We start from the raw sequence: 22281 nt of genomic DNA, 5'->3' as shown, positions 1-22281 counted from the left end.
CCTTACGGCTCGCGGAGACGTTATGATCCGTGGCACCTTCTCCCGACTCCTCGGCTGGATCGGCGGCCTGAGCCCCGCCGCGCTCACCGCGATCTTTCTCACCGGCAGCGTCTGCTGGCTCTTCGCCGCGGACCTGGTGCTCTTTCGTATCCTGGCCGGGCGACCCGAGCACTGGCCGGGCGCCTCGGCGGTGGTGGACGGACTGGGCGTTCTCAGCATGGCGGTGATCATCTACTTCCTGAACCGCAAGATCCAGGCGCGCCACCGGGCGAGCGAAGAGCTGATCCGGGAACAGGCGGCGCACGACGGGCTGACCGGGCTCTACAACCGCCAGGCCTTCGACGAGCTCCTGGCCCAGGCGCTCCAGCATTCCAAGCGGCACAGCGAGTCGCTCGCCCTTTTGTTCATGGATCTGGACCGCTTCAAGGCGGTCAACGACCGGCGCGGTCACCTGGCCGGAGATGCCCTGCTCATCGAGACGGCGCGGCGCCTCACCGAGTGCTGCGCCCTGCGCGGCGAGGACCTGGTGGCCCGGGTGGGCGGGGACGAGTTCGCCGTCTTGATGCGCCAGCCCGAACTCCCGGACGGCCCGAGCGTGGTGGCCGAGCGCATCCAGAAGGCGATCTCCCAGCCCTACCAGGTGGACGGCTCGCCGCTGAAAACCAGCGCGAGCGTCGGCATCGCGCTCTACCCCTCGGACGGCAAGGAGGCGAAGCAGCTCTACAAGATGGCGGACCTGGCGCTCAACCAGGCGAAAGAGCAGGGACGCGGCACCATCTGCTTCTACGGCGGCACCTGGCAGGAGGAGCGCGACGAGCGGCTGCAACTCGAGCAGGGGCTCTTGCGCGCGATCACCCACGACGAACTCTTCCTGGTCTACCAACCAAAGCTTGATACCACCAGCATGCGCGTCATCGGGGTGGAGGCCCTGGTGCGCTGGAACCACCCGCACCTGGGGACCCTGGGGGCGGCGAGCTTCGTCCCGATCGCCGAGAAATCCGGGCTCATCTGGCCGCTCACCGAGTGGGTGCTCAAGGCCGCCTGCCGCCAGTCCGGCAGCTGGTATCGCGACCAGGGGCTCGACGTCAACGTGGCGGTGAACATGCCCCCCTCGGTCTTCGACCACGAGGACCTGGAGCAGGTGATCGTGCGCGCCCTTTCCGAGGGGGGGCTCCCCCCGGACCGGCTCACCCTGGAGATCACCGAACAGTCCCTGATGACCTACGCCTCGGAGCCTCTGGAGATACTGGAGCGGCTCCAGGAGATGGGGCTCCACGTGCAGATCGACGACTTCGGCACCGGCTATTCCTCGCTCTCCTCCTTGAAGCACTACCACTTCCAGGCGCTCAAGATCGACCGCTCCTTTGTCAGCGACGTGGTCACCTCTTCGGACGACGCCGCCATCGCCACCACCATCATGTTCATGGCCAAGTGCCTGGACATGGAAGCCATCGCCGAAGGGGTGGAAAACGAGGCCCAGAAGGAGTTTCTCGCCTCCATCGACTGCCGGCTCATGCAGGGGTTCTACTTCGCCCGCCCCTTGAGCGCCCGGGACGCCAGCGAGTTCATCTCCCGCCTGAACCGGGACAAGGATCCGGATTCCCGCTGATCTCCCGGTGTCCTCTCCAGAACGCTGCTCCGTGATCCATCGGGGAATGGCGTTCTCTCAGGTATCTCCCGACACACTCTCCAGCCCCGTCAGAGCTCTCTTTAACATTTCCTCGAATCGGCCAGATAGCTGGCCGCACCTTTCTTGCTTCGGCAAGTCCCTCTGCTATACTCTCTGAGAATTTTCCAATAACTCCGCACGAGGAGCGACCCATGGCAGAGCGACAAAAAACGGTGGCTGTCCTGACGGGAGGGGGGGACGTTCCCGGTCTCAACCCGGCGCTGAAGACTCTGGTGTACCGCGCCTTTGACAATTCCTACCGGGTTTTGGGGATCCGGCGCGGCTGGGGCGGCCTGCTCAACCTGGACCGCAGCGATCCCGACTCGCGGGACCGGTTCGTGATTCCGCTGGACCGCCAGGTGGTGCGCACCGTGGACCGCACCGGCGGCACCTTCCTGCACACCAGCCGCACCAACCCTGCCAAGGTGGCCGGTGCCGAGGTCCCGGATTTCCTGCGCGGTGCGGAGCCTGATTCCACCCAGGGGGGGACCTGCGACTACACGAACCACGTGTTGGCGAACCTCGAGCACCTCGGGGTGGACGCGCTCATCGCCATCGGCGGGGACGACACCCTGAGTTACGCCGAACGGCTGCACCGGGAGGGGTTCCCGGTGGTGGCCATCCCGAAGACCATGGACAACGACGTCTACGGTACCGACTACTGCATCGGGTTTTCCACCGCGGTGACCCGCAGCGTGAACTTCATCCACAACCTGCGCACCTCCGCAGGCTCCCACGAGCGCATCGCCGTCGTCGAACTGTTCGGGCGCAACTCGGGGGAGACCTCGCTCATCTCCGCCTACCTCTCCGGTGTGGACCGGGCGCTCATCTCCGAGGTCCCCTTCGATATCGAGAAGCTGGCCCAGCTCCTTATCGAGGACAAGCGCAGCAACCGGAGCAACTACGCCATGGTGACCGTCTCCGAGGGGGCCTCGATGATCGGCGGCCAGATCGAGGAGTACGGCCAGGAGGACGCCTACGGGCACAAGAAGCTGGGGGGGATCGGGGTGGTGGTGAGCGAGGCGGTGAAGCGGCTCACCGGCTCGCACATCATCTACCAGCAGCTCTCCTACCTGATGCGCAGCGGCGCCCCGGACTCGCTCGACCTCATGGTCGCCTTCAACTACGCCAACATGGCCATGGACCTGGTGGCCGAGGGGATGAGCGGGCGCATGGTCTGCCTGCAGGGGGGGACCTACCGGCACATCCCGATCAGCTCCATCATGCAGGGGCTCAAACGGGTCGACGTCCCCGAGCTCTACGACACCCTCGAGTACCGGCCCAAGGTACGCCACGTCCTGGGCAAGCCGATGTTCCTCTACTAGCGGATGATCGAGATCGACGACAGCAGGGGAGAGGGGAACAGGCCTCCCGAGAGCTGGTTCGAGTGCCTGGGCCCCCGGCTCGCCAGCGCCGCTTCCGGCAGTCGAGGTCAACTGGTCCACCTCCTTCCCAAGGGTCGTGCTGCATTTCCGGGGAGCTTCCGGCGCTGCAGTGCAACCGTTCACCCCTCTTAAAACCCGAGGTACCGCATGCCTGGTGGCGAATTGCGAATTCTCCTTATCGAGGACAACCCGTCCGACGCGGACCTGATCCGTAGGATGCTGGCCGAAAACCGCGACCCCGAGTTTGCGGTGCAGGTCGCGGAATTGCTGCGCGACGGGCTGGCACTTCTCGAGAGCCGGTCCTACGACATCGTCCTCGTTGACCTCGGCCTTCCCGACTGCCGGCAGGGGCTTGAGGCGGCACTCAGGGTACGTGCCCGGGTGCCGCTGACGCCGATCATGGTCTTAACCGGGCTGGAGGACGAGGAGATCGCCCTGAAATCCTGGCAGCTCGATATCCAGGATTATCTCATCAAGGGGGAGTTCAACGCCGCGCTTTTGGCACGCTCGATCCGCAACGCGATCCAGCGCAAACGGGACATGGAGGTGCTGCGCGAGTCGGAAAACCGCTACCGGATCCTCTTCAACACGATCGACGACGCCTTCTGCATCATCGAGATGCTCTACGACGAGGCCGGCAACCCGGTGGATTACCGTTTCCTGGAGACCAACCAGGCATTCGAGAAACACGCGGGTCTCGTCGGTGCCAGCGGCAAACGGATTCGGGAACTGCTGCCGGACCTGGAACAGCACTGGGTCGATACCTACGCCGCCGTGGCCCAGTCCGGAGAACCGGTACATTTCGAAAACCGCTCCAAGCCGCTGGGGCGCTGGTTCTCCGTCTATGCCTTCCGGTTCGGCGCCGCGAAGCGCCGGCAGGTCGGCATCCAGTTCACCGACATCACCCAGCGCAAACTCGCCGACCAGAAACTGCGCGAATCAGAGGAAAAATTTTCCAAGGCCTTCCACGCCGCCCCCACCCTCATCTCGATAAGCACGCTGCCGGAGGGGCGCTACCTCGATGTGAACGAGGAGTTCCTGCGCACCTTGAGTTTCGAGCGTGAGGGGGTCCTGGGGCGCACCTCGCAGGAACTGGGGATCTGGGACTCTCCCCGCGACCGGGAGCTCCTGATTGCCATGCTGCACGACAACCAGATGGTCAGGGATTACCCCACGGTGCTGCGCACCAGGGATGGCAGGTCGATAAACGGGCTGCTCTCGCTAGAGATCATCGAGATAGAGGGGAACGAATGCCTGCTCACCATCACCCGCGACGTGACGGCACTCAAACGCGCGGAGGAGGAGCGCAACCGGCTGGCGCTCATCGTGGAATCCTCGGAGGATGCCATCATCGGCAAGACGCTGGACGGCATCATCACCAGCTGGAACCGCGGTGCCGAGAAGATCTACGGTTTCCGGGCCGAGGAGGTGAAGGGTAGGCACATCTCGCTGTTGACCCCCGACACCATGCCCGACGAGATCGAGGGGATACTCAAGGCGATGCGGCGCGGCGAGCGGATCGAGCGCCTGGAGACGCTGCGGGTTAGAAAGGATGGCAGCCAGATACCGGTTGCCCTCACCATCTCGCCGATCTGCGACGAACAGGGGGGTATCGTGGGCGCCTCCACCATCGCACGCGACATCAGCGAGCGCAAGGCTGCGGAACAGGAGATCGTGCGACTCAACGCCGACCTCGCGACCCGGGCCAAACAGCTGGAACTGGCCAACCGCGACCTGGAGGCCTTCAACTACAGCGTGGCGCACGACCTGCGCCAACCGCTCACCGTGATCAGCAGCTTCTGCCAGGCCATCGACACCTTTTGCGGCACCCAACTCCCCGGCGACTGTCGGGACTTTCTGCAGGCGGTGCTGGACGGGGTGCAGCGCATGAACCGGCTGATCGACGCGCTCCTCGACTTTGCCCGCCTGGCCCACGCGGAGTTGCGCCGGGAGCCGGTCGACCTTTCGGCCCTGGCGAGCGAGATACTCCAGGAGATGCAGGTCGCCGAACCGCAGCGCCAGGTCGAGGTCCATATCGCCAAGAGTGCGGTGGCCTACGGGGATGCCAACCTGCTGCGGGTGGTGCTTTTGAACCTCCTGGGCAACGCCTGGAAGTACACCGGCAGTAAAGCGAGTGCCGTCATCGAGTTCGGTTCTCGCGATGTTAACGGCCGACCGGTCTACTACGTGCGGGATAACGGCCCTGGTTTCAACCAGGAGCAGGCGGCAAAGATCTTCAATCCGTTTGAGAGGTTGCCGGGGGCGGAGCAGTTCCGTGGCTTCGGCATCGGCCTTGCCACGGTGGAGCGCGTCATCCGGCGGCACGGCGGCAGCATCTGGGCCGAGGGGGAGCCGGACCGCGGCGCCACTTTCTCGTTTACTCTGCCTCCCGCAGGGGGACTCGGCACGGGGGGCAAGGAGGCGGGGGCGTGAGGATACTGATCGCCGAAGACGAGCCGGCCTTCCGGCAGATCCTGGAAAAGATCCTGACCGGCTGGGGCTATGAGGTCCAGGTCGCCGAGGACGGCAGCGCGGCCTACCGGATCCTCTCCGGCGAGGACGCGCCGCGGCTGGCCATCCTGGACTGGAAGATGCCGGGGATGGAGGGGGTGGAGATCTGCCGCCGGATGCGCGCCGAAAAGCCGGAGCACTACCTGTACCTCATCCTGCTCACTTCGCAGCAGCGCGAGGAGGACCTGGTGCAGGGGATGGAGGCGGGCGCTGACGATTACCTGATCAAACCGTTCAGACTGAACGAACTGAGGGTAAGGCTCAGGGCGGGGCGGCGCATCATCGAATTGAACGAGGAACTCCTGGCGGCCCGGGCCGTGTTGCAGGAGAAGGCGACGCACGATGCCTTGACCGGTCTGGAGAACCGCGAGGAGATCCTGGACGCGCTGGACAAGGAGCTTGCCCGGGTGGAGCGCGATGGCGGCTGTTTCACCATCATCATGGCCGACCTGGACCACTTCAAGCAGGTGAACGACACCCACGGTCACCTGGCCGGCGACGAGGTGCTCCGGACCACTGCGCAGCGGATGCTGAGGCTCATGCGCCCTTACGACTCGGTGGGGCGCTACGGCGGGGAAGAGTTTCTCATGGTACTTCCGGAATGTTGCGGCGGGTGCGCCCGGGCCTTTGCCGAGCGGTTGCGCGCCGGCATCGCCGACCGCCCGATGGATACTACCGAGGGGGCGCTGAAGGTCACCATGAGCCTCGGAGTGGCCGCCAGCGGGGTCGTGGCGGGGCGCGATGGTGCGCGTGGGCTCTTAAAGGCGGCGGATGATGCCCTCTATCAAGCCAAGGCAAAGGGGCGCAACCGGGTCGAGGTAGCGGAGTGCATCGGCTCGCGGAGCTGCCCCAACCATGACTGAACCGGGCTTCTGATACTCCCCTTGCTGCCGTTTTTCTGACAGAAACGTCAGCTTGAAAAGGAGATCTTTAGCTGTATAAGAAATACCAGCGTAAACAATCTGGCTTCAAGACCGGAATCGGTCAGCTGATAGGATGCGAGCGTCTGTTTGAATGGACACTGACATTGCGACAATCAACAGGAGGTAGCCTATGTCACCGCTTTCACTCGTTGCATCCATTGAAAAGAGACTCGATGCCCTTGTAGAACTCAGTCGCAGGAACCAGCGCATCAACGTCAGGACCGAACCGGTTCCCGACCAGCCAACCATCACCATTTCCAGGGAATTCGGGTGTGAAGGGTTGCCGGTCGCCGCACGGGTCCAGATGCTGCTCCAAGAGCGCACCGGTGCTGCCTGGGGAATCCTGGACCGCGCCACCTTGGACAAGATGGCCCAGAACCGGGAGGTCTCGGAGGAGATCTTCAGGAACCTGGGTGGCAAAAACAGCTTCCTTGACGAGGCGATGTCCACCATCCTCACCGACTGGACCAGCGACAGGGACTATTACCAGCACCTGTGCCACCAGATCATCCCCTTCGCCCGGGCGGGGCAGGTGATCATCATCGGGGTGGGTGCCGGTATTCTCACCCAGAAGATGCCCAACTGTCACAAGTTCCGCATCGTGGCCCCCATGGAGTTCAAGGTGAAGTCCTTCGCGCAGCGCCACCACATGGATGAGGACGAGGCGCACAAGCTCATCATCAAGCAGCAAAAGCAGCGTAACGCCTTCATCACCGACTTCTTGAACCGCGACGTGACAGATCCTACCCTCTACGATGTCATCTTCAACCGCGCCACCAACTCGGTGGAACAGATCGCCGAGATGATCTGTTACCACATCCAGTCCGGAATGAGGAAAGGGTAGGGGGAGAGACACTAATCTGCGGTGCTGAAAACAGAAACGCCCACCGAATTACATCGGTGGGCGTTTTTTCGTCTGCGCATCAGGGAACCAGATCCGCTACAGCACCTTGCCGCGCGGCAATTGCCACCCTTTCAGGATCGCAGTGCAGCGGATGGCGATGACCGTGGCGGCCGAAACGGTAAGGTTTACCTCAGAGGGAAGGCCGAGGCGGTAGAACAGGTAGAAGAGTGCACCCCCCACGGCACAGGCCGAGGCATAGATCTCGCGCTGCAGGATGAGCGGAATTTCGTTACTGAGCGTGTCACGGATCAGCCCGCCGCAGGTGGCGGTCATCACACCCATGATCACCGCACCCATGAAACCCAGGTGATAGTTGAGCGCCTTCGAGGTGCCGATCACCAGGAAGGTTCCCAGCCCCAGGGCGTCCAACAGCAGCATGGCGCGGTTCATCCGCTCGAAGCTGCGCGGCGTGAGGAACACCACGATGGAGGCGGCGAGCGCCAGGTAGAGGTAGAGCTCGTTTTTGAAGCAGAAGGGGGGGGTGTCGTTCAAAAGGAGGTCGCGCACCACACCGCCGCCGGTCGCGGTGACGATGCCCAGCACCACGACCCCGAGGAGGTCCATGCCGCGGCGCACACCGGCGAGCGCGCCCGAAGCCGCAAAGGCCACCGTCCCCAGAAGGTCCAGGGCGTAGATTATTTCGAATTGGCTGGTCATGGGATGCGTCGCTCCTACTCGTCCAGCTCCAGCGGGACATCCTGGGCCGACTGGTAGTCGACGACGTCGTGCCAAAAGCGCTGCTGCAGCTCCTTTAAAAGCGGCTCCAGGCTCTTGCGGTCCTGCGCGGAGATGGTGATAGCGTGGTATTTGCGCGTCGCCTGGCGCACCTTCATGAAGGCCAGCGGGTCGCGCTGTTTCAGGGTGGCGATCAGGTCGATCTTGTTGAAGACCACCAGGCACGGCTTGTTGGCGAGTTCCAGTTCGGCGAGGATGGCGTCGACGTTCTGGATCTGCTCTTCGAAGCGCGGGTTGGAGCAGTCCACCAGGTGGATCAGCAGGTCGGCGTCTTTGAGTTCCTCGAGAGTCGCCTTGAAGGCGCCCATGAGCGACTTCGGCAGGCTGCGGATGAAACCGACCGTGTCGGTGATAATCACCTCGCGGTCCATGGGGAAGCGCAGCCGCCTCGACGAGGTATCGAGGGTGGCGAAGAGCAGGTCCTCGGTAAAGACCTCGCTCTTGGTGAGTGTGTTCAAAAGGGTGGATTTCCCGGCGTTGGTATAGCCGACGATGGAGATGATGGGGATCCCCGCCTTGACACGCTTCTGGCGCCGTTGGTAGCGCCCGTTGGAGAGCTCCTTCAGTTCGCGCTCCAGGTGGGCGAGCCGGTCGCGGATCCGCCGCCGGTCGATCTCGAGCTTGGTCTCGCCTGGCCCGCGGCCGCCGATCCCCCCCATAAGCCGCGACATCTGCACCCCGCGCCCGGTAAGCCGGGGCATCAGGTACTTCAGCTGGGCAAGTTCAACCTGTACTTTACCGTCCTGGGTGGTGGCGCGCCGGGCGAAGATGTCCAGGATCAGCTGGCTGCGGTCGATGACCTTCATCTCGGTCAGCTCGGAGATGGAACGGACCTGGGCCGGGGAGAGCTCCTGGTCGAAGACCAGCATGGTGGCCCCGAACTGGAGCGCCTTGATGACCACCTCGCGGATCTTCCCTTCACCCAGCAGGTAGCGCGGGTTGAACTCCTTGGGACGCTGGATCACGGTGTCGAGGACGCCGACCCCGGCGGTGCGGGCGAGCTCCTTCAGCTCCTCCATGGAGTCCTCGGCCTCCTCCTGCGAAGAGCGGGTCACCGAGATGAGGATGCCGCGCTCCTGGCTGGTGGTGACGGCCTTTCCTTCCTGCAGGCCGCGCTCCAGGGTTTGTTCCAGGATCTCGATGAAATTCTTGAAGTGCAGGTCGAACTTTGCGAAGGGAACCGATGGTTCCACCTGGTAAGGGCGCGAGTTCGATTCGGGGGGGACCAGTGCCGCGGTCTGGATCGAGAAGCGCTCCGGGCTCTGGGTGAGCTGCAGTGCGGCGATCATGTCCAGGCGCAAAAGGGAGAGGTCGGTTAGGTCGTCGTCGGAGAGCGGTTCACCCTTGAGGTGCGTATGCACCAGGCGCAGACCGCGCAACAGCCGTTTGCCCAGCGGGTAGTCGGTGAGGTTGGGGATCATGATGGCGCGCTCGTCACCCACGATGACGTAGGCGATCTCGCCGATCCGGTTGATCAGGATGCCGACCTGGCGCCGTATCTCCAGGGAGATCTCGACCAGCTCGCGTGCCAGTTCCAGCGAGATCAGCTCGCCGTGGTTGCTGCGGCGGCGGTAGAGACGCTCGAGTCGATTGACCTGGTTCGGCTTCAGTCCGGTCATGTTTCCGTGTAGCTGTTTGATGGCGCTTCCTCCCAAGGTCGATGGCGCGCTGCCCGGAAGGGCGCAGGCCGTGAAGCCTGCTCCTCCCGCTCGAATTCGCTAGCTTTCCGGCTTCCTGCTACAGGCCGATGACGTTGTAGCCCGCATCGACGAAATGGATCTCGCCGGTTACCCCGCGGGACAGGTCGCTTGCCAGGTAGACGGCGGCGCCCGCCACCTCCTCCTGGCTGATGTTGCGGCGCAGCGGCGCCTTGCTGGCGACGTGCCCGGCGATCTGGCCGAAGCCGCCCACGCCCGCCGAGGCCAGGGTGCGCAGGGGGCCGGCCGAGATGGCGTTCACCCGGGTACCGTCCGCCCCGACCGCTTCGGCCAGGTACCGCACGGTCATCTCCAGGGCTGCCTTGGCGACGCCCATGACATTATAGTTGGGAAATACCTTTTGTCCGCCGTAGTAGGTCATGGCGAGGATGCTGGCGTCTCTCCCCTGCATGAGGGGGGCGGCTTCCTTGGCCATGGCGATGAGCGAGTAGGCGCTGATATCGAGGGCGGTGGCAAACCCTTCGCGGGTGGTGTTGAGGAAGCTCCCCTTCAGCTCCTCCTTGTTGGCAAAGGCGACCGAGTGCACCAGTATGTCGAGCCCGCCCCAGCTCTCGCCTATCTTGGCGAAGAGTTCTGCGAGGTCCGCGTCGCTGCGCACGTCGCAGGGGAGTACCAGGCTCGCCCCGATGCTTTCAGCCAGCGGCTGTACCCGTTTGGCTACCGCCTCGCCAGCATAGGCAAGCGCCACTTCGGCACCTTCACGACGGTAAGCCTCCGCCACAGCCCAGGCGATGCTCTTGTCGTTGGCGACGCCGAAGATAAGTGCCTTCTTTCCTTCCAGTAAACCCATGAATCTCCCTCCTGCCCCACGTGGCAGATTAAAACCTTCTAGTAGGCTGCTGGCGCATAACAGCAGATAGTAATGAAAAACGTTAACTTTTGCAAGACTTGCTGGCCTGTCGCCCTTCCTGGCCGTGAAGCCCTGAACGCACAAGGGGCGAATACCGGATTCGCCCCTTGCTGGCCAAGCTGCCTGAGTCCCCTTGGCACGGTCTTCCTGACGGGTGTGCTTACTCGTGCGGTGCAGCCACCTCGACAGCGTGCACCGGTTGTTCCTGCACGGTCGCTACCTCGCGTGCCTTCAGCGTCGCCTCGATCGCCACCAGTCGCCGGTCCAGCTCCTCGAGAATAACCAGCGACCGCTCGACCCGACCCTTGATGTTGAAGATCACGAAGGGGAGGATGAACCAGATCACCGTCAGGAAGAACCCGAGGATGCTGAGCATCATCATGAAACCGCCGAAAATTTCCATGAGCTCCTCCCGTATTGACTGTTAGAGTGCCTGCTCCAGTGCCCGTGCCAACTGGTCCGGACAGGAGGTGTCACCCTGGCAGGCGATTCCCTTGAGCCGCGTGATGGCTTCGCTCACCTGCATGCCGCGCACCAGTGCCGATACCGCCTGGGTGTTGCCGGCACATCCGTCGATGAATTCGGTGGCGACGATGACGCCGTTGTCTACTTCGATCTCGATCCGGGAAGCGCAGCTTCCCGAGGTCTGGTAACTGATGCGCATCTACTACTCCTTGTAGGAAAATAGGTACTTTTCGGTGCAGATTCCCGGCGTTGAGGAATCCGGACCGAAAGCATCTGGTTCTATACCGTTAGTGGGGGCAAAAGTCAATCGGACTCGGCGAGCAGGGCCTGGGCCAGGGTGAGCCGCTCGGGGCCGGGAAAACTGCGCAGGTAGAGGGCGTTTATGGCAGCCAGCGCCTCGTTCAGGCGCTCAAGGTCCAGCACCGCGTTGCCCGGGATGCTGGTGAGACCGCGGAAGTTCTCGGGGCAGAAGTCGATCTGGTTGGCTCCCTCGCGGCTCAACAAAAGCGGCAGCCCATGGGTGCGGCAGATGATGGGGCGCGCTTGGTACAAAAGGCACAGCCCGCCCTTAAGCAGCGGGCAGGGACCGTCTGCTGCGGCCTGGGCCGCGGCGGCGCGTATCTCTTGTGCCTGTTCGACGGGGAGTTCGTGGAGTGCCCGGGTAATGGCGGCAGCCTCGACGGCAAAGATGGAAAGATGGCGGCAGCAGGAATCGCAGCCGGGGCGGCAGACGATCTGCTCATGGAAACGCTCTGCGGTGCTCCGATACATCTCGTCGATGCGGGCACGCAGAGCGCGGTAGTTGTCCAGTCCGGGCATGGCCTTTAGTCGGTTCCCTGTAGCGCCTTGCAGAAGGAGTGCATCAGCTCTTTGTTGAGGTAGAAGTAGGGCTTCTCGATGGTGCCGCTGAAGCCGAAATCCTGGTAGTTCACCATGACCGGGTCGTCGGTACGTCCGCTCGAGACGTACCCCTTGGCCTCCGGGTCGATCTCCAGCAAGCGCTGCATGGCCTCCTCGCCCCCCATCCCTCCGGGGATGTTCAGATCGAGGATCACGGCGGCAAACGGGTCGCCCGCCTGGCGGCGTTCCCGGTACAGTTCCACGGCTTCCAGGCCATCGCTGGCAAACTCGACGGCGAATCCGTAGCGTTTCAGGGTCTCCCCTGCCACGAAGCGGACCATTTCATCGTCATCCATTACCAGGACTTTGGCTGGTGTATCCGGATTGCCACTGACCATAGAACGGGTACCCCTTTGCGCTGTTGTATGGCTGAAAGAGTCGTGATATGTATCTATAACGTTTATGAATCCGGCTGGCAAGCCCATTTTTGGGATGCCGGCGGAAGCAAAGGAGCAACTGATGGCAAAAGTGAAGTCACCGGTGACGGCGGCGATCCGGGTGCTGCGCCAGGAAAAGGTTTCCTTCGGCGAGCACCCCTATACCTACGAAGAGAAGGGGGGGACCGCGGTTTCGGCGCGTGAACTGGGCGTTTCCGAGCACTGCGTGGTGAAGACCCTGATCATGGAGGACGAGACGAAGGCGCCGCTTGTCGTATTGATGCACGGCGACCGCCAGGTCTCCACCAAGGAGCTCGCGCGCCAGATCGGGGCAAAGAGCGTGGCGCCCTGTACGCCTGACACCGCCAACCGCCACTCAGGGTACATGGTCGGCGGTACCTCCCCCTTCGGCACCCGGAAGCAGATGCCGGTCTACCTCGAGGAGGGGATCCTGGAACTCCCGCTTATCTACATAAACGGTGGCAGCCGCGGTTTTCTGGTTTCCCTTACCCCTGCGGAGCTGGTCCGGGTGCTCAAACCGACGGTGGTGAACGTGGCGATCTAAAAAGGAGGCTGTGATGGAGCTTGCCGAGCGGTTTCGGATGGGGGCACAGCTGGTGCGCGAGGCGCAGGCGCTGGTCATCACGGCGGGGGCGGGGATGGGGGTCGATTCCGGGCTTCCCGACTTCCGCGGCGACGCCGGCTTCTGGCGCGCCTATCCGCTCTACGCGAAACTCGGTCTCAGCTTCGTCGACGCCGCGAACCCCGAGCACTTCGAGCGCGATCCGCACTTCGGCTGGGGCTTCTACGGGCACCGCACCAACCTCTACCGCGACACCGTGCCGCACGACGGGTTCCGGATCCTGCTCGACTGGATCGGGCGCTTCCGGCTCCCCTTTTTCGTGGCTACCTCGAACGTGGACGGCCAGTTCCAAAAGACGGGCTTTGCCGAAGCTGAGATTCTCGAGTTTCACGGCTCGATTCACCACCTGCAGTGCACCCGTCCCTGCAGCGACCGGATCTGGGAGAACCGGGCGAGCTTTATAATCGACGAGGAGACCATGCGTGCCGAGGAGCTCCCCTTGTGTCCGCGTTGCGGGGCCGTGGCACGACCCAATATTCTTATGTTCGGGGATTGGAGCTGGGTGGAAGAGCGCACCCGGCGCCAGCGCGAGCACTTCAACAGCTTCCTCAATGCCCAGCATGACCGGAAACTCGTGGTGATAGAGCTGGGCGCCGGGACGGCCGTACCCACCGTGCGGGCTACCAGCGAGCGGCTCGGGAGCCTGCGCGGCGCGAGGGTGATCCGGATCAACACCCGTGAGCCCCAGGTCCCCCCGCCGCACCTTCCGCTCCCCTGCGGGGCCCTCGAAGGGCTTGCCGGCATCGACGCGGAACTGCGTGCCTGACGGGCTCAGGCTCTCGGGTCCCACAGGCCAACCAGGACGGCGGGACGCTGTGCGATGCCAGGTCCCGCCGTTTTTTGGGGTGTCAGAATCCCGACTGCGTCCCGGTTGCGACCCCTTCCACTCCTTAAGTCCCCATACCTGCTGTGAAACTTCCAGGTGATCCCCCGTAAATAAGCCTTGCCTTTTAATTTCGCTGTGCTAGAATGCCCAATTTTTAGGCAGAATAGAAAGAGAACCTGTATGCAGAAAACGGTAGCCATCGGCTCCCTTTGCTTGGCAAATCCGGTGTTTCTCGCCCCGATGGCGGGTATCACCAACCTCCCGATGAGGCTCATGGCCCGCGCCTGCGGAGCCTCGCTCACCTTTACCGAGATGGTGAGCGTGAACGGTCTCACCCGCGAGGGACGTAAGAGTTTCGAGCTGTTAAAGACGGTTCCTGACGACCGTCCCATCGGGATGCAGCTCTTCGGCGACGAGGCGGAGATGCTTGCCGAAGCAGCCCGCCTGGTGGAAGGGTACGGCGAGCTCATCGACATCAACATGGGGTGCCCGGTCCGCAAGGTGGTCGGTACCGGCGCCGGCAGTGCACTTTTGAAGGATCCCCAGAAGGTAGCGGGAATCATTCGCGCGGTGCGCGGGGCCACGAAGCTCCCCTTTACCGTCAAGATCCGCACCGGCTGGGCCGCGGGCGACGAGACTTTCCTGGAGATCGGCAGGATCGCCCAGGAAGAGGGGTGCGACGCGGTGACCCTGCACCCGAGAAGCCGCTCCCAGATGTTCGACGGTAAGGCGGACTGGTCCCGGATTGCCGAACTGAAACAGGCACTCACGATCCCGGTGATCGGCAGCGGCGACCTGTTCAGTGCCCACGACGTCAAGCGCATGCTCGACGAGACCGGCTGCGACGCCGTCATGATCGCCCGCGGCGCCATGGGGAACCCCTGGATCTTCCGCGAGGCCCTTAAGCTTTTAGAGGGGAGCGAGGCGTCGGAACCGAGCGTCGCGGAGCGCTACGCAGTCGCCAAGCGCCACCTGGAACTCTTCATCGAACAAGAGGGAGAGCGGGTCGCCCTTCTGGAGATGCGCAAGCACCTCTCCTGGTACTCCAAGGGGGTCCCGGGGGCGGCCCAGTTCCGCGCGGCGGTGAACGCCATCGATACCCTGCCCAAACTCATCGAGACTATGGAGAACTTCTTTCATGGATGATCGGATGGAGGCCTACTACGCAAACGTAGTCGACAGCGTCGGTGACGGTGTCATCGTGCTCGACAACGACGGCGTGGTGACCCTGGTGAACCCGGCCGCCGAGGAGATGGCTGCAGTGTCGCGGCGCCAGGCGCTGGGGAGCCCCTTCCGGGATATCTTCAAGGGTGAGGAAGCCCTCAACGAAATGGTGGCGAAGACCGTGGCAACCGGGATGTCGGTCTCCGACCACGAGAACATAGTCCTCAAGCGCGGCGGCAGGCTCACCCCGGTGGGGGCCAGCACCTCGCCGCTGTTGAACTCCCGCGGCGAACGGATCGGCACCATCCTGCTCATGCGCGACCTTACCAACGTGCGCGAGCTGGAGGATGCGGTGCGCCAGGCCGACCGGCTCTCGTCGCTGGGGGCCCTGGCCGCGGGACTTGCCCACGAGATCAAGAACCCCCTGGGCGGCATCAAGGGTGCGGCGCAGTTGCTCGAGATGGAGTTTCCGGAAAACGAGGACCTGCGCGAGTACATCCGGGTGATGCTCAAGGAGGTGCAGCGGGTGAACCTCATCGTGGAGGAGCTTTTGGCCCTGGCCTCCCCGGGGCGCCTGAAGCTCACCAAGGTGAACCTGCACCGGGTGCTCTCCGACATCGTGCTGCTGCAGCGCCGGGCGGTCGAAGAGGGGCGCAAGGTCTCCATCCAGCAGTACTTCGACCCGAGCATCCCCCCCATCCTGGCCGACGAGTCGCTCCTGACGCAGCTCTTTTTGAACCTGATCAAGAACGCCCAGGAGGCGGTGGGGGAAAACGGCATGGTGAAGGTCAGCAGCCGTGTCCTGTCCGACTACAGCATGAACCAGAAGGGTGAACGGCGTGCCCGCATGGTGGCCATCGAGGTCGCCGACAACGGTCCGGGGATCCCGGCCGAGGTGCTGGAGAACATGTTCACCCCCTTTTTCACCACCAAGTCCAAAGGGACGGGACTTGGCCTTGCCATATGCCAGAAGATCGTCTCCGAGCACCGCGGGATGATCAAGGTCGATTCCGATCCCTCTCGCGGTACCGTGTTTACCGTGATGCTTCCCCTGATTCAGTAGCTGCGTCTCCGGTTTGTAGCCGGAGTGTGTCGTGCTCGTTCTGCCTCACTGCAATGCACCTATCAACCGCAGTCGCCGGACCCAGAGCGGGGATCAACGACGATCCCGATGCTGACCCCGACTCGAGGAGTGTCTCATGTCCATCAACAACATTTTAGTGGCCGACGATGAAGAGAGCATGCGCTGGGTCCTTTCCAAGGCCCTGCGCAAGAAAGGCTTCAACGTCGAGTTGGCCCGCGACGGCGAGGAAGCATTGCGTCTGATCAAGGAGAACGTCTACGACCTGGCGCTTCTCGACATCAAGATGCCGGGGATGACCGGTCTGGATCTCCTGGATCGCATCAAGGAGGCCTCCAGCGATCTCCTGGTGGTGATCATGACCGCCGAGGCGAGCATGAAGAACGCCGTCGAGGCGATGAAGCGCGGCGCCTACGACTACCTCACCAAGCCCTTCGATTTAGGGGTCATCGACGCTCTGGTCGAGAAGGTGAGCCGGGCGCGCGAGATGACCAGCCAGGTCTCCCTTCTGAAGGAAGAGCTCAAGGACCGTTACCAGCTCGAGAAGACCATCATCGGCAACTCGCCGGCCATGCGCGAGATCTACAAGACCATCGGCAAGGTAGCCCCGAGCGACGTGACCGTGCTGGTGCAGGGTGAATCGGGTACCGGCAAGGAGCTGATCGCCCGGGCCATCCACTACAACTCGAGGCGCCTGGGGAAGCCCTTCGTGCCGCTTAACTGCGCCGCTATCCCCAGCGAGCTGCTGGAAAGCGAACTCTTCGGCTTCGAGAAGGGGGCCTTCACCGGCGCCACCGAGCGCAAACTCGGCAAGTTCGAGCAGGCCAACGGCGGCACCATCTTCCTCGACGAGATAGGCGACATGCCGTTCGACCTGCAGGCCAAGATCCTGCGCGTCCTGCAGGAGCGCGAGATTACCCGCACCGGCGGCAACCAGAGCATCCCGGTCGACGTGCGCATCGTGGCGGCGACCAACCAGGATCTCGAGGAGAGCGTGCGCAAGCGGCAGTTCCGCGAAGACCTCTACTACCGTCTCAACGTGATCCCGATCCACCTGGTCCCCTTGAGGGAGCGTGCCGAGGACGTGCCGCTTTTGGTCGAGTACTTCCTGGGCAAGATCTGCAACGAGCTCGACGTACCGCCCAAGCGCTGCTCCAACGACGCGCTGAACCTGCTCACCAGCTACAACTGGCCCGGCAACATCCGCGAGCTGGAGAACACCATCAAGCGTGCCGTGATCCTCTCGCCCGATCCGCTGTTGGTGGCCGGCGACTTCCCGGGGCTCACCACCCGCCAGGAGGACGGCAAGGGGGAGGAGCTCTCCCTGGAAGGGATCGTGGACGTCAAGCTGCGCGGCAGTTTCAGCAACATGGAGCGCATGGAAAGCGGCGACGTCTATGCCATGGTGCTGGAGCAGGTCGAGCGCCCGCTGATCCGCTTCGTCCTGGAGAAGACCCGCGGCAACCAGGTACGTGCCGCCGACATCCTCGGCATCAACCGCAACACCCTGCGCAAGAAGATAACCGAACTGGGGATAGAGCTGCGCAAGGAGTAGGGAAGGCAATTGACAGTTGGCGATTGACAAGAATACCTGTCAATTGACAGTTGACGATTGACAATGAGAAACATGACAAGGCCGTTGACCATTGACAGTTAGAATCAAAAGGGCACTACTGAGGTTGCTGAGCGAGATGAACTTCTAGAAATGTGTAATCCGGCAGGTATTCCGAAGCTATAAGAACAGGAAGTTAATCGTCAATTGTCCACTGTCAATTGTCAATTGCTTCCAAGGAGCGTCTATGACCTTGATGGAGAGATTCTTTCTGGATCGCAACAACGCGCAGCTCGTGGTGGTCGACGTGCAGGAAAAGCTCTGCCGGGCCATGGATCCCACGGTGCTGGATCAGCTGACCGGCAACATCGGCATCCTGCTGGAGGCCGCGCAGGAACTGGGTGTCCCGGCCATCGCTACCGAACAGTACGTCAAGGGGCTGGGGGAGACGATCCCGGCGCTCAAAGAAAAACTGACGACGGCGAGCCTCGAGAAGATGACGTTCAGCTGCTGCGGAGGGGAAGGGTTCCTGGATACCCTGGCGAAAACCGGACGGCGTCAGGTGATCCTGACCGGGATGGAAACCCATGTCTGCGTGCTGCAGACGGCGCTGGAACTGTTGAACGCGGGTTACGTGGTGCACCTGGTGTGCGATGCGGTGATGAGCCGGCGTAAGGCAAACTGGAAGACCGCCATGAGGACCATGCAGCAGGCCGGAGTGGTGCTGACCTCGACCGAGGCGGTCCTCTTTCAACTCCTCAAGGTGGCGGGAACCGAGGAGTTCAAGAAGCTCTCGAAACTGGTCAGGTAATTCCCGGCTCGCTCTCTACGAAATGCGCCAGATCCCTGGTCGTGTTCTCGTCGGGAGTGAGGAATTCAATGCCGACCCCTTCGGCGATGGAATCTTTGAGACGGGTCGTCTTGGTGTTGAGCCAGGCGACCCGTCCGCGCACCTGGATGATGGAACCGTACGGGTCGGGAAGGGCGAAGATCAGGTCGACGATGCTCCCCTCGGCCATGTCGTGGTTGGTGGCGAGATAGACGCCGTGCTGGCTCAGGTTCAGCACGATTCCCGAAAGGGTAACCCCGAACGCCCGGTATTTCGCGTTCAGGTGGCAGGCGACCCTCTTGTCGCGCCGATCGATCGCCGGAAGCAGCTTCCGCGCGGTCTCCAGGTAGATGTTGCGATCCAGCGGCTTGGTGATGAATTCGTCGCAGCCGGCCTCGAAGCAGATCCGGCGGTCCGGATCCCTCCCTTCCGAGGTGATCAGGATGACCTTGGTCTCCCGCAAGTGGGGATTCTGTTTGATCGCCCGGCAGCACTCCGCGCCGTTCATGACCGGCATGTTCAGGTCCATGCAGACCAGCACCGGTTGTTCCACCTGGCAGATGGCGAGCGCATCCTTACCGTCGCGCGCGGTGAGAATGTCGACCGCCGAAAACTGCAGGTAGTCCTTCTGCAGCTCTATGAACATGCTGACGTCGTCCACCAGCAAAACCTTCTTGGCCATGTGCCCTTCCTCTTTGTCGGGAAAGCCCCTATATCACCGAGGGCCGTACCCGCCCCCACACCATCTCATCGGTAATCATTGGCAAATCTGAAGAGGAACCTCTCCGCGGTGCTGCCCGGCGCCGACCTGCCGGCTCTGGTGCTCTACAGATGAGCACGCTTGTCGGAGAGCTGCCGAACGTGCTCGTAGGATGTAGTAGTTCAGGTGCTGACGGAATTGTGCCATGTCGGGTGAAAAAAAGCTGCCCCGGCTCCGGGGCAGCTTCTGGTTGCCTTAGCTTGCCAATCTCTTGGCGATCACGTCGTGGTTCAGCCAGAACACCGGTTCCTGGGGATCCCAGGATGAGTCGAACATCAGCTTGCCCACCCCGCGGAACACGCCCCGCGAGAGCACGGCGCAGATGATCTCTTTGCCTTCCTCATTCATGCCGATCAGCTGCGCGGACGAGTTCAGCATGTACTCCTGCTGTGCCGGGCTGTTGTGCTGCGGCCAGCTGTCGTAGTCACGGGTGCTGGTCACCAGCTCGGAGGAGAGATAGGTGTTGGCACAGGAGAGCAGGTCGTTCAGGGTCACCCCGGCCTTCAGGAGCCCCTGGCACTCGCTCACCACGGTCTTTTCGCCTGCCTGCTGCAACGAGGAGAGCAGCGGGTAGAGTGAGTTCTCCACGCCCAGAAAGAGCGCGCTCGAGTTGGTCTGGATCTCCGGGCAGTTGTACACGGTCGCCTTGATCCCCTGCTGCCAGGCGGCGGTGGCGATGTTCTCCAGGCGGATCTTGGCCCAGCCCTGCAGGTACGGGGTGTAGGACTGCCAGGTGTAGGCGCCGTTGATCAGCACCTCGGTGCCGTGGTACCCGTAGGCGGCATAGCGTACCTGGTAGCGTTCGCGCAGGCCGGCGCTCGCCTGGATCAGGTACGAGAAGGTGTCGGCGGTCACCTCGTTGAAGCTCATGTTGCAGAACTGCCCCATGTCGGAGTTCCAGAAGGCTTCCGAGGAGAGGAAACGGTCCCCCTGGCCCTTGAAGAGCTTGTTCAGGATCGGCATGAAGACGCGGGCGCGCGGGATGCCGCCTGCCATGGTGTGCACGATGACCAGGTTCCCCTGGGGGGGGAGCATGGTCTCGAGCTGGGCGATCACGGAGGAGAGGTTGCTACGGAAACGCTCGGTGCCGCGCTCCTTGGAGTAGTTGAGCTCGTCCTGGTCCAGGGTGACCTTGCTCCAGTCGTCGGGTTTCACCCCCTTGAAGCGGTCCACCGGGGTGAGACCGTCCTTGCCCGGCTCCATGTCGAAGCCGGCTTCCAGCGGGATGTTGATGATCTTGCCGCCCAAAAGCGCTTCGGCGCTGGCCAATTCTTCGGCGTTCAGCGGGCGCAGGGTGCCGTCCGAGTCGCGCCGGCCCACGGTGGAGCCGATGATGGTCATCCCCTTGGCGCGGGCCTCGTCGACGATGCCGTTGGCGTAACCGCGGCCAAACAGCTCGCCGCAGAGAAACAGCACGTCCCCCTCCTTGAATCCCGCCGCGGCAGGTACTTCGCGCATCGCATGGTAACGTGTCATAGGAAACTATCCTCTCTTTTTATAGGTGCATGGTAGGAGCCGGGTGCACAGGCTCAAAAGATAAAATGGTTCACCAGGGAATTCGGGGACGGCGCCCCTGGTGCGGCTTCCCGTACCGGGTAGCGCTTGGACTCCCTAGAAATCATCGCGCGCCAGGTTCTCGAACCGGGTGTACTCGCCGCGGAAGGCGAGGTGCACGGTGCCGGTCGGGCCGGCGCGGTGCTTGCCGATGATGACCTCGGCCTTCCCTTTCAGATCCTCGTTCTCCTTGTCGTAGACCTCCTCGCGGAAAACGAACATGATGATGTCGGCGTCCTGCTCGATTGCGCCGGACTCCCTCAAATCGCTCATCATCGGGCGCTTGTCGGTTCGCTGCTCCAGGCCGCGGTTCAGCTGGGAGAGCGCGACGACCGGGATGCTCAACTCCTTGGCGAGACCCTTGAGCGACCGGGAGATGTCCGAGATCTCCTGCTGGCGCGACTCCGGGTTGGGCCCCCCGCGCATCAGCTGCAGGTAGTCGATGACGATGATGCCGATGTTGTGCTCCGACTTGAGGCGCCGCGCCTTGGCGCGCAGCTCCATGATGCTGAGCGACGGGGTGTCGTCGATGAAGATCTTCGAGTCGTGCAGCCTTCCCGCCGCCTTGGTCAGCTTGGGCCAGTCGTTCTCGTTCAAGTGGCCGGTACGCAGACGGCTCAGGTCGACACGGGCCAGGGAGCACAAGAGACGCTCCACCAGCTGTTCCTTGGGCATCTCGAGCGAGAAGATCGCGGCGGGGTAGGTCTTTTCCGAGTCGATGGCCGCGTACTCGGCGGCGTTGATGGCGAAGGTGGTCTTCCCCATGGCGGGGCGTCCCGCGATGATCACCAGGTCGCCGGCGTGGAAACCGGCGGTCATCTTGTCAAGGTCGAGATAGCCGGTGGGGACCCCGGTCACCAGCTCCTTTTTCTCGTAGAGGAGCTCGATGTTCTTGATGGTGTCCTTGAGGATCTCGCTGACCGGGAAGTAGGCGCGCTGGATCTTGTTCTCGGCGATCTCGAAGATCACCTTCTGGGCGCCGTCCAGGAGCTCCTCGACGTTCACCTTGTCTTCGTACCCCTGGGTGGCGATATCGGTCGCCGCGCTGATCAGCTTGCGGGTGATGCTCTTTTCTTTGACGATCTTGCAGTAGTAGGCGATGTTCGCCGCCATCGGGACGAAGTCGACCAGGGTGGCCAGGTAGGCGCCGCCGCCCACCTCCTCCAGTTCCCCCTTCTTCTTCAGGATGGTGGACATGGTGATGAGGTCGCAGGGCTCGCCGCGCTCGTTCAACTCGATCATCGACTGCATGATCTTGCGATGGCTCTCGCGGTAGAAATCGTCCGGCCTGAGGATCTCGAGCGCCCGGTTGATAGCTTCGTTGTCAACCAGGATGCCGCCGAGGATGGACATCTCGGCCTCCACGCTCTGCGGTGGCAATTTTCTCAGGTCTGCTTGATTCATGGGGAGTGCCTCGGGAAAAAACGGTGGTGCA

At 62.8% G+C, this 22281-nt stretch carries 21 protein-coding genes; 11 read left to right on the top strand and 10 right to left on the bottom strand.

Features of this window, described 5'->3' with window-relative positions; translation table 11 throughout:
• Positions 1–22 precede the first annotated feature (22 nt).
• From H7688_RS03420 to H7688_RS03400, 5 genes are all read left to right on the top strand, one after another.
• The gene (locus H7688_RS03420; protein WP_183359617.1) at positions 23–1609 is read left to right on the top strand and encodes a putative bifunctional diguanylate cyclase/phosphodiesterase; all 1587 of its coding nucleotides are present in this window, start codon (positions 23–25) and stop codon (positions 1607–1609) included.
• A 212-nt stretch (positions 1610–1821) separates the two neighbouring features.
• Entirely contained in the window at positions 1822–2994 is a 1173-nt protein-coding gene (locus H7688_RS03415; protein ID WP_183359616.1) for a 6-phosphofructokinase, read from the top strand.
• Between the two features lie 222 nt (positions 2995–3216).
• The gene (locus H7688_RS03410) at positions 3217–5487 is read left to right on the top strand and encodes a PAS domain S-box protein (RefSeq protein WP_183359615.1); all 2271 of its coding nucleotides are present in this window, start codon (positions 3217–3219) and stop codon (positions 5485–5487) included.
• The gene (locus tag H7688_RS03405) at positions 5484–6428 is read left to right on the top strand and encodes a GGDEF domain-containing response regulator (protein ID WP_183359614.1); all 945 of its coding nucleotides are present in this window, start codon (positions 5484–5486) and stop codon (positions 6426–6428) included. Before H7688_RS03410 ends, H7688_RS03405 begins: the two co-directional genes overlap by 4 nt.
• Positions 6429–6618: 190 nt before the next feature.
• Positions 6619–7332, top strand: coding sequence for a cytidylate kinase-like family protein (locus H7688_RS03400; RefSeq protein ID WP_183359613.1), 714 nt, complete (start codon positions 6619–6621; stop codon positions 7330–7332).
• Positions 7333–7428: 96 nt separating this feature from the next.
• On the opposite strand, the gene H7688_RS03395 is transcribed toward H7688_RS03400, so the two are convergent.
• From H7688_RS03395 to H7688_RS03365, 7 genes are all read right to left on the bottom strand, one after another.
• Positions 7429–8049: a trimeric intracellular cation channel family protein gene (locus tag H7688_RS03395; RefSeq protein WP_183359611.1), complete on the bottom strand. Its 621-nt coding sequence runs from the start codon at positions 8047–8049 to the stop codon at positions 7429–7431.
• Between the two features lie 14 nt (positions 8050–8063).
• Positions 8064–9746, bottom strand: coding sequence for a GTPase HflX (hflX, locus tag H7688_RS03390; RefSeq protein ID WP_183359609.1), 1683 nt, complete (start codon positions 9744–9746; stop codon positions 8064–8066).
• Positions 9747–9864: 118 nt separating this feature from the next.
• The gene (locus H7688_RS03385; protein WP_183359607.1) at positions 9865–10635 is read right to left on the bottom strand and encodes an enoyl-ACP reductase FabI; all 771 of its coding nucleotides are present in this window, start codon (positions 10633–10635) and stop codon (positions 9865–9867) included.
• 220 nt (positions 10636–10855) lie between these two features.
• Positions 10856–11098 (bottom strand): hypothetical protein, encoded by a 243-nt coding sequence (locus H7688_RS03380; RefSeq protein ID WP_183359605.1) that lies wholly within the window; start codon positions 11096–11098, stop codon positions 10856–10858.
• Positions 11099–11119: 21 nt separating this feature from the next.
• Positions 11120–11359: a TIGR03905 family TSCPD domain-containing protein gene (locus H7688_RS03375; RefSeq protein WP_183359603.1), complete on the bottom strand. Its 240-nt coding sequence runs from the start codon at positions 11357–11359 to the stop codon at positions 11120–11122.
• Positions 11360–11463: 104 nt separating this feature from the next.
• Positions 11464–11979 (bottom strand): YkgJ family cysteine cluster protein, encoded by a 516-nt coding sequence (locus H7688_RS03370; protein ID WP_183359602.1) that lies wholly within the window; start codon positions 11977–11979, stop codon positions 11464–11466.
• Between the two features lie 5 nt (positions 11980–11984).
• The gene (locus H7688_RS03365) at positions 11985–12356 is read right to left on the bottom strand and encodes a response regulator (protein ID WP_246329695.1); all 372 of its coding nucleotides are present in this window, start codon (positions 12354–12356) and stop codon (positions 11985–11987) included.
• A 163-nt stretch (positions 12357–12519) separates the two neighbouring features.
• Here H7688_RS03365 and ybaK point away from each other — a divergent pair, with 163 nt between their 5' ends.
• The 6 genes from ybaK (at position 12520) to H7688_RS03335 (ending at position 18514) form a co-directional block, all read left to right on the top strand.
• Positions 12520–13002: a Cys-tRNA(Pro) deacylase gene (gene ybaK, locus H7688_RS03360; RefSeq protein WP_183359600.1), complete on the top strand. Its 483-nt coding sequence runs from the start codon at positions 12520–12522 to the stop codon at positions 13000–13002.
• 13 nt (positions 13003–13015) lie between these two features.
• Positions 13016–13846: an SIR2 family NAD-dependent protein deacylase gene (locus tag H7688_RS03355; protein WP_183359599.1), complete on the top strand. Its 831-nt coding sequence runs from the start codon at positions 13016–13018 to the stop codon at positions 13844–13846.
• 240 nt (positions 13847–14086) lie between these two features.
• Positions 14087–15052 (top strand): tRNA dihydrouridine synthase DusB, encoded by a 966-nt coding sequence (gene dusB / locus H7688_RS03350; protein WP_183359598.1) that lies wholly within the window; start codon positions 14087–14089, stop codon positions 15050–15052.
• Entirely contained in the window at positions 15045–16133 is a 1089-nt protein-coding gene (locus H7688_RS03345; protein ID WP_183359597.1) for a two-component system sensor histidine kinase NtrB, read from the top strand. Before dusB ends, H7688_RS03345 begins: the two co-directional genes overlap by 8 nt.
• Positions 16134–16269: 136 nt before the next feature.
• Positions 16270–17706 carry a sigma-54-dependent transcriptional regulator gene (locus H7688_RS03340; protein WP_183359596.1) on the top strand — a complete coding sequence of 479 codons (1437 nt, stop codon included), beginning with the start codon at positions 16270–16272 and terminating at the stop codon, positions 17704–17706.
• Between the two features lie 244 nt (positions 17707–17950).
• The gene (locus H7688_RS03335; protein ID WP_183359595.1) at positions 17951–18514 is read left to right on the top strand and encodes a hydrolase; all 564 of its coding nucleotides are present in this window, start codon (positions 17951–17953) and stop codon (positions 18512–18514) included.
• On the opposite strand, the gene H7688_RS03330 is transcribed toward H7688_RS03335, so the two are convergent.
• The 3 genes from H7688_RS03330 to dnaB form a co-directional block, all read right to left on the bottom strand.
• Positions 18507–19214 (bottom strand): response regulator, encoded by a 708-nt coding sequence (locus H7688_RS03330; protein WP_183359594.1) that lies wholly within the window; start codon positions 19212–19214, stop codon positions 18507–18509. The genes H7688_RS03335 and H7688_RS03330 overlap by 8 nt on opposite strands.
• A 273-nt stretch (positions 19215–19487) precedes the next feature.
• Positions 19488–20768 (bottom strand): enoyl ACP reductase FabMG family protein, encoded by a 1281-nt coding sequence (locus H7688_RS03325; RefSeq protein ID WP_183359593.1) that lies wholly within the window; start codon positions 20766–20768, stop codon positions 19488–19490.
• Positions 20769–20903: 135 nt separating this feature from the next.
• Positions 20904–22250, bottom strand: coding sequence for a replicative DNA helicase (dnaB, locus tag H7688_RS03320; RefSeq protein WP_183359592.1), 1347 nt, complete (start codon positions 22248–22250; stop codon positions 20904–20906).
• Positions 22251–22281: the final 31 nt, after the last annotated feature.

This window comes from Geomonas limicola (genome assembly GCF_014193675.1).
GTDB classification, from domain to species: Bacteria; Desulfobacterota; Desulfuromonadia; order Geobacterales; family Geobacteraceae; genus Geomonas; species Geomonas limicola.
Note: the sequence above shows the minus strand (reverse complement) of the source record. Positions and strands in the feature narration are given on the sequence as shown.

Coding starts and splice junctions, on each gene's coding strand:
- H7688_RS03420 (WP_183359617.1), top strand. CDS start 23: ATGATCCGTGGCACCTTCTCCCGACTCCTCGGCTGGATCGGCGGCCTG.
- H7688_RS03415 (WP_183359616.1), top strand. CDS start 1,822: ATGGCAGAGCGACAAAAAACGGTGGCTGTCCTGACGGGAGGGGGGGAC.
- H7688_RS03400 (WP_183359613.1), top strand. CDS start 6,619: ATGTCACCGCTTTCACTCGTTGCATCCATTGAAAAGAGACTCGATGCC.
- H7688_RS03395 (WP_183359611.1), bottom strand. CDS start 8,049: ATGACCAGCCAATTCGAAATAATCTACGCCCTGGACCTTCTGGGGACG.
- hflX (WP_183359609.1), bottom strand. CDS start 9,746: ATGACCGGACTGAAGCCGAACCAGGTCAATCGACTCGAGCGTCTCTAC.
- H7688_RS03385 (WP_183359607.1), bottom strand. CDS start 10,635: ATGGGTTTACTGGAAGGAAAGAAGGCACTTATCTTCGGCGTCGCCAAC.
- H7688_RS03380 (WP_183359605.1), bottom strand. CDS start 11,098: ATGGAAATTTTCGGCGGTTTCATGATGATGCTCAGCATCCTCGGGTTC.
- H7688_RS03375 (WP_183359603.1), bottom strand. CDS start 11,359: ATGCGCATCAGTTACCAGACCTCGGGAAGCTGCGCTTCCCGGATCGAG.
- H7688_RS03370 (WP_183359602.1), bottom strand. CDS start 11,979: ATGCCCGGACTGGACAACTACCGCGCTCTGCGTGCCCGCATCGACGAG.
- H7688_RS03365 (WP_246329695.1), bottom strand. CDS start 12,356: ATGGATGACGATGAAATGGTCCGCTTCGTGGCAGGGGAGACCCTGAAA.
- ybaK (WP_183359600.1), top strand. CDS start 12,520: ATGGCAAAAGTGAAGTCACCGGTGACGGCGGCGATCCGGGTGCTGCGC.
- H7688_RS03355 (WP_183359599.1), top strand. CDS start 13,016: ATGGAGCTTGCCGAGCGGTTTCGGATGGGGGCACAGCTGGTGCGCGAG.
- dusB (WP_183359598.1), top strand. CDS start 14,087: ATGCAGAAAACGGTAGCCATCGGCTCCCTTTGCTTGGCAAATCCGGTG.
- H7688_RS03345 (WP_183359597.1), top strand. CDS start 15,045: ATGGATGATCGGATGGAGGCCTACTACGCAAACGTAGTCGACAGCGTC.
- H7688_RS03340 (WP_183359596.1), top strand. CDS start 16,270: ATGTCCATCAACAACATTTTAGTGGCCGACGATGAAGAGAGCATGCGC.
- H7688_RS03335 (WP_183359595.1), top strand. CDS start 17,951: ATGACCTTGATGGAGAGATTCTTTCTGGATCGCAACAACGCGCAGCTC.
- H7688_RS03330 (WP_183359594.1), bottom strand. CDS start 19,214: ATGGCCAAGAAGGTTTTGCTGGTGGACGACGTCAGCATGTTCATAGAG.
- H7688_RS03325 (WP_183359593.1), bottom strand. CDS start 20,768: ATGACACGTTACCATGCGATGCGCGAAGTACCTGCCGCGGCGGGATTC.
- dnaB (WP_183359592.1), bottom strand. CDS start 22,250: ATGAATCAAGCAGACCTGAGAAAATTGCCACCGCAGAGCGTGGAGGCC.